At 65.1% G+C, this 13031-nt stretch carries 17 protein-coding genes and 1 tRNA gene; 15 read left to right on the forward strand and 3 right to left on the reverse strand.

The window, feature by feature from the left end:
* Window positions 1-3: 3 nt before the first annotated feature.
* Together ABB29_RS08715 and ABB29_RS08720 are read right to left on the reverse strand one after the other, a co-directional pair.
* Entirely contained in the window at window positions 4-453 is a 450-nt protein-coding gene (locus ABB29_RS08715) for a carboxymuconolactone decarboxylase family protein (RefSeq protein WP_057658248.1), read from the reverse strand.
* A gap of 74 nt (window positions 454-527) precedes the next feature.
* Window positions 528-1421 (reverse strand): RNA polymerase sigma-70 factor, encoded by an 894-nt coding sequence (locus ABB29_RS08720; RefSeq protein ID WP_057658249.1) that lies wholly within the window; start codon window positions 1419-1421, stop codon window positions 528-530.
* A 293-nt stretch (window positions 1422-1714) separates the two neighbouring features.
* Between ABB29_RS08720 and dusA the strand changes: the two genes are divergently transcribed.
* The 4 genes from dusA (at window position 1715) to ABB29_RS08740 (ending at window position 5459) form a co-directional block, all read left to right on the forward strand.
* Complete coding sequence (dusA, locus tag ABB29_RS08725) at window positions 1715-2749, forward strand: tRNA dihydrouridine(20/20a) synthase DusA (protein ID WP_057658451.1); 1035 nt, start codon at window positions 1715-1717, stop codon at window positions 2747-2749.
* Between the two features lie 173 nt (window positions 2750-2922).
* Window positions 2923-3264: a hypothetical protein gene (locus tag ABB29_RS16690; RefSeq protein ID WP_245622593.1), complete on the forward strand. Its 342-nt coding sequence runs from the start codon at window positions 2923-2925 to the stop codon at window positions 3262-3264.
* A 63-nt stretch (window positions 3265-3327) separates the two neighbouring features.
* The gene (locus ABB29_RS08735; RefSeq protein WP_057658250.1) at window positions 3328-4014 is read left to right on the forward strand and encodes a response regulator transcription factor; all 687 of its coding nucleotides are present in this window, start codon (window positions 3328-3330) and stop codon (window positions 4012-4014) included.
* Window positions 4014-5459, forward strand: a complete 1446-nt coding sequence (locus ABB29_RS08740) for a sensor histidine kinase (RefSeq protein WP_057658251.1) — start codon at window positions 4014-4016, stop codon at window positions 5457-5459. The genes ABB29_RS08735 and ABB29_RS08740 overlap by 1 nt, the downstream gene beginning before the upstream one ends.
* 17 nt (window positions 5460-5476) lie before the next feature.
* Here ABB29_RS08740 and ABB29_RS08745 read toward each other — a convergent pair whose 3' ends face one another.
* Complete coding sequence (locus ABB29_RS08745; RefSeq protein WP_057658252.1) at window positions 5477-5809, reverse strand: hypothetical protein; 333 nt, start codon at window positions 5807-5809, stop codon at window positions 5477-5479.
* A gap of 273 nt (window positions 5810-6082) precedes the next feature.
* Between ABB29_RS08745 and birA the strand changes: the two genes are divergently transcribed.
* From birA to ABB29_RS08800, 11 genes are all read left to right on the forward strand, one after another.
* Window positions 6083-7057 (forward strand): bifunctional biotin--[acetyl-CoA-carboxylase] ligase/biotin operon repressor BirA, encoded by a 975-nt coding sequence (gene birA / locus ABB29_RS08750; RefSeq protein WP_057658253.1) that lies wholly within the window; start codon window positions 6083-6085, stop codon window positions 7055-7057.
* Window positions 7054-7830 (forward strand): type III pantothenate kinase, encoded by a 777-nt coding sequence (locus ABB29_RS08755; RefSeq protein WP_057658254.1) that lies wholly within the window; start codon window positions 7054-7056, stop codon window positions 7828-7830. Before birA ends, ABB29_RS08755 begins: the two co-directional genes overlap by 4 nt.
* Window positions 7824-8570, forward strand: a complete 747-nt coding sequence (locus ABB29_RS08760; protein WP_057658255.1) for an SPOR domain-containing protein — start codon at window positions 7824-7826, stop codon at window positions 8568-8570. The genes ABB29_RS08755 and ABB29_RS08760 overlap by 7 nt, the downstream gene beginning before the upstream one ends.
* Window positions 8571-8612: 42 nt before the next feature.
* Window positions 8613-8688: transfer RNA gene (locus tag ABB29_RS08765), tRNA-Thr, on the forward strand.
* 82 nt (window positions 8689-8770) lie between these two features.
* Window positions 8771-9694, forward strand: a complete 924-nt coding sequence (gene rocF, locus ABB29_RS08770; RefSeq protein ID WP_057658256.1) for an arginase — start codon at window positions 8771-8773, stop codon at window positions 9692-9694.
* 139 nt (window positions 9695-9833) lie between these two features.
* Window positions 9834-9986: an entericidin A/B family lipoprotein gene (locus ABB29_RS08775; RefSeq protein ID WP_057658257.1), complete on the forward strand. Its 153-nt coding sequence runs from the start codon at window positions 9834-9836 to the stop codon at window positions 9984-9986.
* A gap of 237 nt (window positions 9987-10223) precedes the next feature.
* Window positions 10224-10355, forward strand: coding sequence for an entericidin A/B family lipoprotein (locus ABB29_RS16120; RefSeq protein ID WP_083487705.1), 132 nt, complete (start codon window positions 10224-10226; stop codon window positions 10353-10355).
* Between the two features lie 192 nt (window positions 10356-10547).
* Window positions 10548-10766, forward strand: coding sequence for a CsbD family protein (locus tag ABB29_RS08785; protein ID WP_057658259.1), 219 nt, complete (start codon window positions 10548-10550; stop codon window positions 10764-10766).
* Between the two features lie 231 nt (window positions 10767-10997).
* A complete protein-coding gene (locus tag ABB29_RS08790; protein ID WP_057658260.1) occupies window positions 10998-11216 on the forward strand; it encodes a CsbD family protein in 219 nt (72 codons plus the stop codon).
* A 215-nt stretch (window positions 11217-11431) separates the two neighbouring features.
* Window positions 11432-12727 (forward strand): tryptophan--tRNA ligase, encoded by a 1296-nt coding sequence (locus ABB29_RS08795; protein WP_057658261.1) that lies wholly within the window; start codon window positions 11432-11434, stop codon window positions 12725-12727.
* On the forward strand, window positions 12727-13026 hold the full coding sequence (locus ABB29_RS08800; protein WP_057658262.1) for a hypothetical protein: 300 nt from the start codon (window positions 12727-12729) through the stop codon (window positions 13024-13026). The genes ABB29_RS08795 and ABB29_RS08800 overlap by 1 nt, the downstream gene beginning before the upstream one ends.
* Window positions 13027-13031: the final 5 nt, after the last annotated feature.

A 13031-nucleotide genomic window follows, 5' to 3' on the forward strand; every position in this document is an offset into this window, starting at 1 on the left:
CGGTCAGGACCCGGGAAGCGCCTTGCCGAGGCCGACGTTGAGGATGTTCCAGGCGGTGATCGACACCACCACGAAGGTCAGCTCCGAGAGCTCGCGCTCATCGAAATGTTCGCGCGCGGCGGCCAGTGCATCCCCAGGCAGATGTGAAAACGCCAGCGTGCTCAGTGCTTCCGCCCATTGCAACGCGGCGCGCTCACGGGCATCGAACAACGGACTCTCGCGCCACCCCGGCAAGGTATCCAGCTTGCGCTGTGACTGGCCGGCCTTGCGCAGCAGGGTGCTGTGCATGTCCAGGCAGTAGACGCAGCCATTGATCTGTGACACCCGCAAGGACACAAGTTCAGTCAGGGTCGGGTCCAGCGGACCCTGATGCAGTTGCTGGCTCAGCTGCAGGAGATGATTGAATGCCTGCGGAGCGTGCTTGCTGTAGTCGATGGGGTTATCGGTGTTCATCTGCTTTCCTCGAAGTCGGCCGACATGGCCGTTGCATCAAGTAGACGGAGCAGCGCCGCGCCGCGTGACAGTTTTCAGCTCGAAGCGCGCAATCGGTTGGCTGCGGCCAGCTTGTCCGGATTGAGAACCGACAACACCTGGCAGATGCGGCCATGACCATCGATGCCGATGGTCGACAGCGAGTGCAGCTGGCCGCCGTGCAGGCGCAACAACGCCAGCTCGCCATTAACCTGGCCGAGGCGGAAACTGACGTCCGTGCCGCTGCGTCGCGCCACCGCCCAGTACAGCCGCGCAATCCGGTCGGCGCCGTGCAGTGGACGCAGCACCGCAGTGACCTTGCCACCGCCATCGGACAGCAGTTGTGCGTTGGTTGCCAGCAAGGCGGTCAGTGACGCGCGGTCACCGGCCTGCACGGCCTGCATGAAGCGCTCCAGCAATGCGCGATGCTGGCGTGCATCGACGTCAAAACGCGGTTTGTCCTGCTGCAGCCGGGCGCGGGCCCGGTGCACCATCTGCCGGCAGTTGCTGTCGCTGGTACCGAGTATCTCGGCAATCTGCGCGTAGTCGTAATCAAATGCTTCCTTGAGCAGCAACGCCGAACGCTGCTCCGCTGGCAACTTTTCCAGCAAGGTCAGGAAGGCCAGTGAAATGCGGCTGGCGAGATCGGCCTGATGTTCGGGGCCGGCCTCATCGACGGTCAACGGCTCCGGCAGCCAAGGCCCCGGATAGGCCTCGCGCTCGTTGCGCGCCAGACGCAGGCGGTCGATCCCAAGTCGGGTGGTGGTGGTGACCAGCCATGCCTGCAGGTCACGGATGACCGACTGATCGGCGCGGTGCCAGCGCAGCCATGCCTCCTGCACGACATCTTCGGCGTCGTTGCGGCTGCCCAGCAGCCGGTATGCCAGCGCGAAAAGGCGCGGGCGGTGGTTTTCAAAAGTATCTGCGGTGGTGGAAGGACTGTCGCTCATGTGGCAAGGACGGGCGAGCGCGTGGTGGCGTGACAGATTGGCCTGAATCCACGGCCGCGGGTAGTGCCACCTTGGCGGCGGTCAGACTGAACTGCCACCGCCCGCGAGCCTGTGCCCGCGATCTGCCACTTGGACGGGCCGTTACAATGGCACTGCTGACAGCCGCCAGTGCACGGCGCGACGCCGGCATCGCCGCCAGCGATACCTGCTGGTTGCAGCCACCGCCAGCAAGCCGCCACCTTGCCACGGCATTCCTGTTTCAGACTTTTGCCGATAAACGATTCCAGTCCCGCATGCCTTTGAACCACGCCCACGACGCGCTCACCCTGTCGGTCGCCCCGATGATGGACTGGACCGACAGCCACTGCCGGGTTTTCCACCGGCTGCTGGCGCCACATGCGCGCTTGTATACCGAGATGGTGCATGCGCAGGCGGTGATCCATGGCGACCGTGATCGGCTGTTGGGGTTTGATGCCAGCGAGCATCCGGTCGCGCTGCAGCTGGGCGGCAGTGATCCGGCGGATCTGGCCGAAGCCAGCCGGATTGCCGAGCAATGGGGCTACGACGAGGTCAACCTCAACGTCGGCTGCCCGTCGGATCGGGTCCAGGCTGGCCGCTTTGGCGCCTGCCTGATGAAGGAGCCGGCGCTGGTCGCCGACTGCATCGCGGCGATGCTTGCGGCGGTGGCGATCCCGGTGACAGTCAAATGCCGGCTGGGGGTGGATGAGCAGGAAGACTACGGCGCCTTCCGCGATTTCGTCGATCAGGTGGCCGCGACCGGCTGCCGTACCTTCTTCGTGCATGCGCGCAAGGCGTGGCTGCAGGGTCTGTCGCCGAAGGAAAACCGCGAAGTGCCGCCGCTGCGCTACGAATGGGCCTACCAGCTCAAGCGTGAGCGGCCGCAGCTGGATATCGCGGTCAACGGTGGCATCACCACGCCGGAAGCGGTGCACGAGCACCTGTGCCACAGCGACGGGGTGATGCTGGGCCGGGTCGCCTATCACGAGCCGTACGTGCTGCATCAGGTCGATGCGGCGCTGTGGCAGCAGCCGCTGCGCTCACGCGCTGACCTGCTGCGTGCGTTCCAGCCCTACGTGCAATCGCAGCTGGACAAAGGCGTCGCCCTGAAGCACATGGCCCGGCATGTGCTGGGCCTGTTCCATGGCCAGCCCGGGGGCCGCATGTTCCGCCAGATCCTCAGCGCGGGCGCCCATCGCGCGGACGCCGACTGGCGCCTGATCGAGCAGGCCATCGAAGCCACCGACCTGGCCGCGCAGCGGCTTCACAGCGAGTCGGCGCGGGCATCGACGAGCGAATCCGCAAGCTGAACGAGCGCTGCGGACCTGTGGATAAGTTCAGACCCAATTCACTGCCCAGCGACAAGACTCTTGTTCCATCCCGAGGCAGGGATTTGTGCTTCCGTTCAGTTTGGACTGCACAGATCCTTTACGATTCCGTTATGCGATTTTTACGCTCGATCCAAACTGTTTCCGTTGCCCTGATGGCTGCGCTTGCCGGCCTCGGCGTAGTCGCGGTGGCCGCTGCGCAGCAGCTGCCGGCGCCGGAATCCATGGCCCAGGCCCGCGCTTCCATGCCCAGCGCCCGTCATGATTCGCTGTCCGACTCGGTGCGCCGGGTCCAGCGCGAACGTGGCCGCGTGCTGAGCGCCGAGCGGGTGCCGTTCGAAGGCCGCGACATCAATCGCATCAAGTACGTCGATGATCGCGGCCGGGTCCGCTACATGGACGACGCCGTCGGTCCCCGCCAGCGGGTCACCTCACAGGCGGCCCGTCCGCAACCACAGCCGGCACCTGCACGCGGTGATAACCCTTCCAACCCGTAGTCTTACGTAGAATTACCACGTAAGCGCCGCGGCTGACGCCGCCCGCATCCCCAAGGAGAGTCCATGCGTATCCTGTTGGTCGAAGACGAAGCCCCCCTGCGTGAAACACTGGCGGCTCGCCTCAAGCGTGAAGGTTTTGCCGTGGATGCGGCCCAGGACGGTGAAGAAGGCCTGTACATGGGCCGCGAAGTCCCCTTCGACGTCGGCATCATCGATCTCGGCCTGCCGAAGATGTCCGGCATGGAACTGATCAAGGCCCTGCGTGACGAGGGCAAGAAATTCCCGGTGCTGATCCTGACCGCCCGCTCCAGCTGGCAGGACAAGGTCGAAGGCCTCAAGCAGGGCGCCGACGATTATCTGGTCAAGCCGTTCCATGTCGAAGAGTTGCTGGCCCGGGTCAACGCACTGCTGCGGCGCGCCGCCGGCTGGAGCAAGCCGACCCTGGAATGCGGCCCGGTCGCACTGGATCTGGCTGCACAGACGGTCAGCGTCAACGGCGGCAACGTCGACTTGACCAGCTACGAATACAAGGTGCTCGAATACCTGATGATGCACGCCGGCGAGCTTGTGTCGAAGGCGGATCTGACCGAGCACATCTACCAGCAGGATTTTGATCGCGACTCCAACGTGCTGGAAGTCTTCATCGGCCGCCTGCGCAAGAAGCTGGATCCGGATAGCGAACTCAAGCCAATCGAAACCGTCCGCGGCCGCGGCTACCGCTTCGCGATTCCGCGCAGCAACGAGGGCTGATGCCTCTGGGCAAGCCCGCCCGCAAGCAGTCCCCCGACGGGCGGAAACCCTTTGAAGGTTTCCGCCCGCGTTCGTTGCGCGTCCGTCAGTTGCTGGCCGCCAGCCTGGGTCTGGTGGCCTTCCTGGCCTTGGCCGGCTACGCGCTGGACAAGGCCTTCGTGGCGACCGCCGAAGACAACCTGCAGCAGCGGCTGAAGGCCTACGCGCTGAAGTACACCGAGGAAATCGACTTTGGCCGCAGCGGCAATCTGATCCCGCCCTACAGCGATCCGCATCCGCAGTTCAGCATGCCCGACAGCGGCCTGTACGCGCAGGTGGTGATGCCCAACAACACCTGGAGTTCCAACTCCACGCTGGGCCCGGTGCTGCCGGCTTCGGCGATGCTGGGGCCGCTGGAATATTCGTTTGACGGACCGATCAGCTATCGCCATGCCGATGGCAGCGATGGCGAGCTGTATCGCTACGGCACCGGTTATGTCTACACCAAGCGCGATTCGGAAGAAGAGTTCCCGTACACCATCTACGTGATGGAGGACGCCACCACCCTGAGCGCGCAGATCCGGGTGTTCCGGGGTGCGCTGTGGGTCTACCTGGGCAGCGCCGGCGTGATCCTGCTGCTGCTGCAGATGTACGTGCTGCGCTGGAGCCTGCGGCCGCTGCGACGGGTGATCGACGAGCTGACCCGGGTCCAGCGCGGCGAAGCCGAACGGATGAGCGAAAAGCATCCGCGTGAGCTGGAGCCGCTGACCGACAGCATCAACGCGTTCATCGAGAGCGAGCGCGAGAACCTCGAGCGCCAGCGCAACACCCTGGCCGATCTCGCGCACAGCCTGAAGACGCCGCTGGCGGTGCTGCGCACCCAGCTCGACAGTGGAACCAGTGCCCAGGATCTGCGCAACGAACTGGACACCCAGCTGCGGCGGATGAACAACCTGGTCTCGTACCAGCTGGCGCGTGCGGCCTCTCGCGGACACAAGCTGTTCGCGGCGCCGGTGGTGATCGAACCCAACGCCGAGGAAATCGTCCAGGGCCTGGAAAAGCTGTACGCAGCCAAGGGCGTACTGTGCGAATTCGACATCGACCCGTCGGCACGCTTCTACGGCGAACAGGGCGATTTGCTGGAGCTGCTCGGCAACCTGCTGGAGAACGCCTTCAAGTGGGCCAGGTCGCGGGTGCTGCTGACCATCAAGTCGGGCCCTGCGATTCCCAATCGTCGCCCCGGCCTGCTGCTGACCGTGGACGATGACGGTCCCGGTATCGCCGACGCCGACATCAGCCACATCCTGCAACGCGGCGTGCGCGGCGACGAGCGCGTGCATGGCCATGGCATCGGTCTGGCGACCGTGCAGGACGTGGTCAAGGATTATCGCGGTGAACTGAGCGTCAGCCGTTCGCCGGAACTGGGCGGGGCGCGCTTCCAGATTTCATTGCCGCCGGGACTGTAGCCGCGGCGCCCGCTGGCTCAGCGGAACATGCCTGGCAGGAAGCTGTGCCATTTCGGGCTGCGCGGACGCTGCAGGGTCGCGTCGACGTCATCGCCGCCACCGCCGTGCGAGACACCACTGGCTGTTGGCAACGATGACTTGGCCGCCGCCTTGGCGCTGGCGCCGGCCAACCCCGGTGTGCGATTGCGCGGGATGGCCACGGCCGGGGCCGGCTTGCCGCGTGCATCGGCGGCGTCATCGCAGGGGGTGTGATCCGCGGTCACCGCGACAATGCCCACGCCACGGCCATTCTGCGCAAGGGCAGGCCCGGCGCTGCAGCAGAGAATGAGCAACAGAGTGGCACGTTGCATCGGTGCGGTACTCCTGTTCGGCGTGACGAAGACGTTAACCGGGTGAATATAGCGGCTATTCGGACGACGGGCATGAACAGGGCCCCCGGCATCCCGCCAGGCGCGCGGCGCCAGCGCTGGCGGGCGGAGTCCATTGCCCCTGTGCTGCAATGCAGCAAGCCAGCCACCCGGATGGACCCATGCTGGCCTGCCGCATAATGTGCCGATGATCGGCTCTCTCATGCTCCCGCCTCCGCCGTCCAGCAACCGCGCCGCGCCCGCCGGGTGCCCGGCATGAGTGGCGAACAGGCCTTGCTGCGGCAACTGGCTGCCGGGCCGGTGTCCGGCGATGCGCTGGCCCGCGAGGCCGGCCTGACCCGTGCCGCGGTCTGGAAACGGATCCAGGCCCTGCGTGAAGCGGGGCTGGTGATCGATGCGCGTCCGGGGCAGGGCTACCAGTGGTCGACGCCACTGGCGCTGCTGGATGCGGCCGCCATCAGCGCCGAGCTGGCGCCGGCGGTGCGACAGCAACTGCAGTCGCTGGAGGTCGCCTGGTCGCTGGACTCGACCAATGCCGAACTGCTGCGCCGGCCGACGCCACGCGAGGGCGTGGCGGCGCTGCTGGCCGAACAGCAGACCCAGGGCCGCGGTCGCCGTGGCCGGCAATGGGCATCGCCGCTGGCGGCCAATCTATACCTGTCGGTGGCACGCCATTTCAGTGGTGGCCTGGCGCGGCTCGGCGGATTGAGCCTGGTCGCCGGGGTGGCGGTCGCCGAGGCCCTGCGCGAGGCCGGCTTCCACGAAGTCGGGCTGAAGTGGCCCAACGACCTGGTCGCCGGCGAACGCAAGCTGGGCGGGCTGCTGATCGAAGGTGGCGGTGAACACGGTGGCCCGGTGCGCGCGGTCATCGGCCTGGGCATCAACGTGCGGATGCCGGCGCCATTCGCGGCCCGCATTGATCAGCCATGGATTGATCTGGCCAACTGGCAGCAGCCGGTGCCTTCGCGCAATCAACTGGCGGCACGGATACTGTCGCGGCTGCTGCCGGCGCTGGACACGTTTGATCGTGATGGACTGGCCTGTTTCAGCCAGCGCTACGCCACGCTGGACGTACTGCGCGGCCGTGCGGTCGACGTGCACCAGGGCGACGGCAGCGTGCAGCACGGTCTGGCCGAAGGCATCGCCGATGACGGCGCGTTGCAGGTGCGTATCGATGGCCGCTTGCAAGCGGTGCATGCCGGAGAAGTCAGCATAAGGGCCACTGCATGAGCCGCTGGTTGTTTGATCTGGGCAATACCCGCTTGAAAATCGCCCGCCTCGGTGACGATGGCCAGTTGCTCGACGTGAACGCCATTGCCCACGCCGGGCAGGATTTCGCCGATGCGCTGGCGCGCAGCCTCGACGATGCGCATGGCCACGCGTATGTCGCCAGCGTCGCTTCAGCAGCATTGAACCAGCAACTGCGCGAGCAGTTGATCCAGCGTTTCAAGTGTATTTCGATGGCGCGCAGCAGCGCCGGCTGGGGCAGCACCTTGCGGATCGCTTACCCGGATCCGGCGCGGCTGGGCGTGGATCGCTTCCTGGCGATGCTCGGCGCGCGCATGCTCTGCAGCCAGGACGCCGTGCTGGTGGTGGGCATCGGCACCGCGGTGACGGTCGATCTGGTCGATGCCGACGGCCGCCACCACGGTGGCCTGATTGCCCCATCGCCAGCGCTGATGCGGCAATCGTTGCAGCAGGCTGCCGCGCAGCTGCCGGCCAGCGGCGGCGAGCCGCGGCCATTCGCCGACAACACCGCCGACGGGTTGGCGTCCGGTGCGCTGTTTTCCACGATTGGCTTGATCGAGCGCTGCCAGCGGCAGGCGTCGGAGCTGCTGCAGCAACCGGCACGGCTGATCCTGCATGGCGGCGGCGCGCCGCCGTTGTGGTCTTTTCTGCCAGCCAGCCAGCATGCACCGTCGCTGGTGCTGGAGGGACTAGCGGTCTGGGCGCGGGCGGGGCTTTCATCCGCCGCGGCGACCGATAGAATCGCTGCATGCTGACCCGTGCGCTGATCGTCCTGCTGCTGATCCTCAACCTTGGCGTGGCCGCCTGGTGGCTGCTGAAGCCGGCTGCCGTGGCCAGCGACGTACCGCTGCAGCCGTCCGGCATCCCGCAGCTGCAACTGGTACCGGACTCGCCGCCGTCACCGGCACAGGCCGCAACCGTGGCTTCACCGGCAGCGCCAGCCAGCAACGTGGCCGAGCCTGCCCAGTCGGCACCCGTCGAACCTGCGCCGCAGCCGGCGGCAGCGACCCAAACCACGGCCGAGCCCGCACGCGCGGTATGCGTCAACCTCGGACCGTACCCGCAGCAGGCACAGGCCGAACAGGCCAGGCAACGACTCAGCGCCGCCAGCCAGCAGGCCAGCGTGCGCGAGGTCCCGGGCAGTGGCGCACGCCGGTATCGTGTGCTGTTGCCGGCGCGGGCAGACAAGGCGACCGCACAGGCACTGGTGGAAAAAATCGGCCAGGCAGGCTTCAAGGACTATCTGCTGATCGGCGCCGGCAGCGAAGCCAACAGCATCGCCCTGGGCGTCTACGGCAGCCGCGACAGCGCGCTCAAGCGCCAGAGCGCGCTGCAGGCGGCGGGCTTCGACGCGCAGATTGTCGCCAGCGGTGAAAAGAACCCGTCGGAATGGTGGCTGGACCTGCGCACCGATGCTGCCGCCAATGTCGAGCAACTCAAGACCACCGCCGCCGCTGCCAGCGCACTGCAGCAGGCCTGCACCGTGCTGGGGTAGAATGGCCGCCCCGCGTCCTGGGCGCGGGGAGCCTTGTCGCATGCCGCTTTAGCTCAGCTGGTAGAGCAACCGCCTTGTAAGCGGTAGGTCATCCGTTCGATTCGGATAAGCGGCACCACCTCATTGTTGCAGCGCCGCAGCGGCGTGTCCGTGCCAACCCGGCTAGACTCGTGGGTTGATGCAAACAAATGAGGTTCCCGATGAGTCACGTGTTTCCCCCTGTTTCGCTGATTGGCGTGCCCACCGACGTGGGTGCCGGCCATCGTGGTGCACGCATGGGGCCGGAGGCGCTGCGGATCGCCGGGCTGCAGGAAGCGCTGGCCGCGCGTGGGGTTGATGTCGTCGATGTCGGCAACGTCGATGGACCGCGCAACCCCTGGGTCGGACCGGTTGACGGCTACCGCCATCTCGATGAAGTGGTGGCCTGGAACCGCGGCCTGATGCAGGCCACCGCGCTGGAACTGGAAAAAGGCCGCCTGCCGATCATGCTCGGCGGCGATCATTGCCTGGCGATGGGCAGCATCACCGCCATTGCCCGCCATTGCCGCAATACCGGCAAGAAGCTGCGCATCCTGTGGCTGGATGCGCATTCGGATTTCAACACCAGCAACGTCACCCCGTCCGGCAACATCCACGGCATGCCGGTGGCCTGCCTGTGCGGGATAGGGCCGCAGGCGCTGACCCACCTCGGCGGCGACGCGCCTGCGATCAGCGCCGACATGGTCCGCCAGATCGGCATCCGCTCGGTCGACCCGGAGGAAAAGCGCCTGATCCGCGAGAACAAGGTCGAGGTCTACGACATGCGCTATATCGACGAGGTCGGCATGAAGCGGACCATGGAAGCCGCGTTGGCCGGGGTTGATGACGATACCCATCTGCACGTCAGCTTCGACGTCGACTTCCTCGACCCCAGCATCGCTCCTGGCGTTGGCACCACCGTGATGGGGGGGCCCAATTACCGCGAGGCGCAGCTGGTCATGGAGATGATCGCCGACACCCGGCGGATGGGCTCGCTGGACATCGTCGAGCTCAACCCGGTGCTGGATCGCCGCAATCGCACCGCCAAGCTGGCCGTCGACCTGGTCGAGAGCCTGTTTGGCAAGTCCACCCTGATGCGCGACTGACATCGGCTGCCAGCTAAACGCTGGCGGTGGCATTCACATCGCTTGCACACGCGGTTGCGCATCGTGGAGCCATCGTCGGACAGCGGCTGCACCAGCTGGGCCAACTGCGCGACGTCACTACCCATACAAGGAGCCCAGGATGAAACGAGTCATTGCATTGATGATGGTCGCGATGTTTTCCACCGCCGTGCTGGCGGGCTGCAACACCGTGGCCGGCGCCGGCCAGGATATCCAGAAGGCGGGCGACAAGATCGAAGACAAGGCCGATGACTGCAGCGACGGCAAGTGCTGAGTCACGCTGACCGTTGCGGGTGTTGCCACTGACGAGGGTGGCAACGCCTGACCAAAGGGCCGGGCAACCGGCCCTTTGCTTTGGCCCCAGCGCCTGAGGGTCCGCTGATATGTGAGATGGCTCGGGTAATAGTGCGTTACTGCGGGCCGTGGTTTAATTGCCACGCATCCTCGCGATGCTTGCCGGGGCCGGCTTCGCCGGTCCGGCAATCAGCCCGAACAAGACAAGGATAAAAGCATGAAACGTTTCGCCTCTCTGTTGATGTTGTCTCTTTTTGCCGCAGCCGTACTCGCTGGCTGCAATACCATTGCTGGCGCCGGCAAAGATGTCCAGAAAGCGGGCGAGGCTGTCGAAGACGCCGCCAACTGATCCGCATTGCTGGCAGTTGTTGAACAAGAGGAACGGGCCTTCGGGCCCGTTTCTTTTTTGGCGTGCGCGGATCACGAAGCAAAGATTGCGCCGCGGGCCGCATTCAGGAGCGGCGATTTAACCCATTGCCAACAGCGGAATTGAGAGGCTGGTGATGCGGCGACCTGCCGCGAACAAAAGGAAAAAATTCCAATGAACAAGGACATCATTGCCGGCAACTGGAAGCAGCTCAAGGGCAAGATCCAGGCCGAATGGGGCGAACTGACCGACGATGACTTCACCGTTGCCGAAGGCAATGCCGAATACCTGACAGGTCGTCTGCAGGAACGTTATGGCTGGGAGCTGGATCGCGCCGAGAAGGCAGTACGCGAGTTCGAGCGTCAGCTGAAATCCGAACATTTTGGCGAGTAAGCGGCAGTATCGTCATCGTGCCGTCTTTGAGTCGCCGTGACGATCCTGCTCACGACGGGCCTGCGGGCCCGTTTCATTTTTCCGACGCAGGTATTTTGAAACATGGGCGCACATGAACGGAAGGTGGTGATGCTAAGACGACGTTGACGCCGGTTTGACCCGCTAACAACGGATGCAGGTGGACACTGTTGTTGCGGACAATTTCACCGCAGTCCAAGAAAGGAAACCCTCATGAACGAAGACATCATTGCTGGCAACTGGAAGCAGCTGAAGGGCAAGATCCAGGCGAAGTGGGGTGATCTGACCGATGACGATTTCAAGGTCGCCGAAGGCAACTCCGAATACCTCGCCGGTCGCCTGCAGGAACGTTATGGCTGGGATCGCGATCACGCGCAGACCGCGGTACGCGATTTCGAGCGCAGCCTGGAATCGGACTACCCGCGCAACTGACGAAGCGTCCGCATCACGGCGCCATCAGCTGCCGTGACGGCATCGCCACACCAGCGAAGCCAAGATGAGCAAGGCAGGGCAACGGGCTGGGCTGGTCCGTTGCCCTTTTGTTTCCGGAATTGGCGACTTGTTCGCGACGCCGGCAGCGGTGCCGCGCCTGCGGGGAGCGAGAGCGTTAAACTAGGCGTTCGCAACGACCCCCACCCGATATCGCCATGACCACCCGCGTTCTGACAGGCATCACCACTTCCGGCACCCCGCACCTGGGCAACTACGTCGGCGCCGTGCGCCCGGCCGTGGCCGCCAGCCATGTGCAGGACAACGAAAGCTTCTACTTCCTGGCCGACCTGCACAGCCTGATCAAGGCCCAGGACCCGGCGCGCACACAGCGCTCGACCCTGGAAATCGCCGCCACCTGGCTGGCCTGCGGCCTGGACCCGGACAAGGTCTGGTTCTATCGGCAGAGCGACATCCCGGAAATCACCGAGCTGACCTGGTATCTGACCTGCGTGGCCGGCAAGGGCATCCTCAACCGCGCCCACGCCTACAAGGCGGCGGTGGACAAGAATCGCGCCGACGGTGAGGACGATGATGCCGGGATCAATGCCGGACTGTTCATGTACCCGGTGCTGATGGCCGCCGACATCCTTATTTTCAACGCGCATCGGGTCCCGGTCGGGCGCGATCAGATCCAGCATATCGAAATGGCCCGCGACTTCGGCCAGCGCTTCAACCATGTCTACGGCCGTGATTACTTCACCCTGCCGGAAGTGGTGATCGACGAGAACGTGGCGACCCTGCCCGGCCTGGACGGGCGCAAGATGAGCAAGAGCTACGGTAACACCATTCCGCTGTTTGCATCGCGCGATGAACTGAAGAAGCTGATCGCCTCCATCGTCACCGATTCGCGTGCACCTGGCGAGCCGAAGACGACCGAAGGCTCGGCCCTGTTCCAGTTGTACCAGGCGTTTGCCAGTCCGGCCGAGACCGCGGCGTTTGCCGGGGCGTTTGTTAACGGCATCGGCTGGGGCGATGCCAAGCAGCAGCTGTTCGAGCGGATCGATGCCGAAGTCGCGCCGCTGCGGGAAAAATACCAGGCGCTGATGGCGCGTCCGCAGGATATCGAGGCGGTGCTGCGCGACGGTGCCCAACGGCTACGGCAGCAATATGCGATGCCGCTGCTGAAGGACGTGCGCGAAGCAGTGGGCCTGCGCGATCTGTCGCAGGTCGCCACTACCGAACAGACAACCGTGGAAAAGCCATCGCTGCCGCAGTTCAAGCAGTACCGTGAGAAGGATGGCCGCTTCTATTTCAAACTGGTCGATGGCCACGGCGAGATGCTGCTGGCCAGCAGTGGTTTTGATTCGCCGAAGGAAGCCGGCCAGTTGATCGCGGTGATCAAGAAGGCGCGGCGGGCGGACGAACTGGAAACCCCGGTGATGGAACTGCACGCGCGCACCGACATCGTGCTGGCGGCCCTGCAGCAGTTGCGCGACGCGGCGGAAGCCTGATGCCCTATCTGGCGGTCATCCTGTTCCTGCCGTGGTTCGTGTTGCTGGGCAGCCTGTTCTGGCTGTATCCGCGGCAACCACGGAATGCGCGCCGGCGGGCCTACGATGCAACCGTGCTGGTGCTGGCGCTGCTGCTGAGCGTGGCCGGCATGTTGTGGGGCTACCAGCTGGGCGCGGCCGACATCGGCACCGGCGCGATCTGGAAACAGGTGCTGGCGACGCTGGTGGCCTACGGCGCGTTCCTGCTGGTCATGACCGTGGCCATTCCGCTGCGCAGCTGGTGGCTGGCGTCGCGTTGATGTCG

Source organism: Pseudoxanthomonas dokdonensis (assembly GCF_001431405.1).
In the GTDB taxonomy this organism is placed as follows: Bacteria; Pseudomonadota; Gammaproteobacteria; order Xanthomonadales; family Xanthomonadaceae; genus Pseudoxanthomonas_A; species Pseudoxanthomonas_A dokdonensis.

Coding starts and splice junctions, on each gene's coding strand:
- ABB29_RS08745 (WP_057658252.1), bottom strand. CDS start 5,809: ATGCAACGTGCCACTCTGTTGCTCATTCTCTGCTGCAGCGCCGGGCCT.
- ABB29_RS08795 (WP_057658261.1), top strand. CDS start 11,432: ATGACCACCCGCGTTCTGACAGGCATCACCACTTCCGGCACCCCGCAC.
- birA (WP_057658253.1), top strand. CDS start 6,083: ATGAGTGGCGAACAGGCCTTGCTGCGGCAACTGGCTGCCGGGCCGGTG.
- ABB29_RS08800 (WP_057658262.1), top strand. CDS start 12,727: ATGCCCTATCTGGCGGTCATCCTGTTCCTGCCGTGGTTCGTGTTGCTG.
- ABB29_RS08785 (WP_057658259.1), top strand. CDS start 10,548: ATGAACAAGGACATCATTGCCGGCAACTGGAAGCAGCTCAAGGGCAAG.
- ABB29_RS08790 (WP_057658260.1), top strand. CDS start 10,998: ATGAACGAAGACATCATTGCTGGCAACTGGAAGCAGCTGAAGGGCAAG.
- ABB29_RS08760 (WP_057658255.1), top strand. CDS start 7,824: ATGCTGACCCGTGCGCTGATCGTCCTGCTGCTGATCCTCAACCTTGGC.
- ABB29_RS08740 (WP_057658251.1), top strand. CDS start 4,014: ATGCCTCTGGGCAAGCCCGCCCGCAAGCAGTCCCCCGACGGGCGGAAA.
- ABB29_RS16690 (WP_245622593.1), top strand. CDS start 2,923: ATGGCTGCGCTTGCCGGCCTCGGCGTAGTCGCGGTGGCCGCTGCGCAG.
- ABB29_RS08755 (WP_057658254.1), top strand. CDS start 7,054: ATGAGCCGCTGGTTGTTTGATCTGGGCAATACCCGCTTGAAAATCGCC.
- rocF (WP_057658256.1), top strand. CDS start 8,771: ATGAGTCACGTGTTTCCCCCTGTTTCGCTGATTGGCGTGCCCACCGAC.
- ABB29_RS08775 (WP_057658257.1), top strand. CDS start 9,834: ATGAAACGAGTCATTGCATTGATGATGGTCGCGATGTTTTCCACCGCC.
- ABB29_RS16120 (WP_083487705.1), top strand. CDS start 10,224: ATGAAACGTTTCGCCTCTCTGTTGATGTTGTCTCTTTTTGCCGCAGCC.
- dusA (WP_057658451.1), top strand. CDS start 1,715: ATGCCTTTGAACCACGCCCACGACGCGCTCACCCTGTCGGTCGCCCCG.
- ABB29_RS08715 (WP_057658248.1), bottom strand. CDS start 453: ATGAACACCGATAACCCCATCGACTACAGCAAGCACGCTCCGCAGGCA.
- ABB29_RS08735 (WP_057658250.1), top strand. CDS start 3,328: ATGCGTATCCTGTTGGTCGAAGACGAAGCCCCCCTGCGTGAAACACTG.
- ABB29_RS08720 (WP_057658249.1), bottom strand. CDS start 1,421: ATGAGCGACAGTCCTTCCACCACCGCAGATACTTTTGAAAACCACCGC.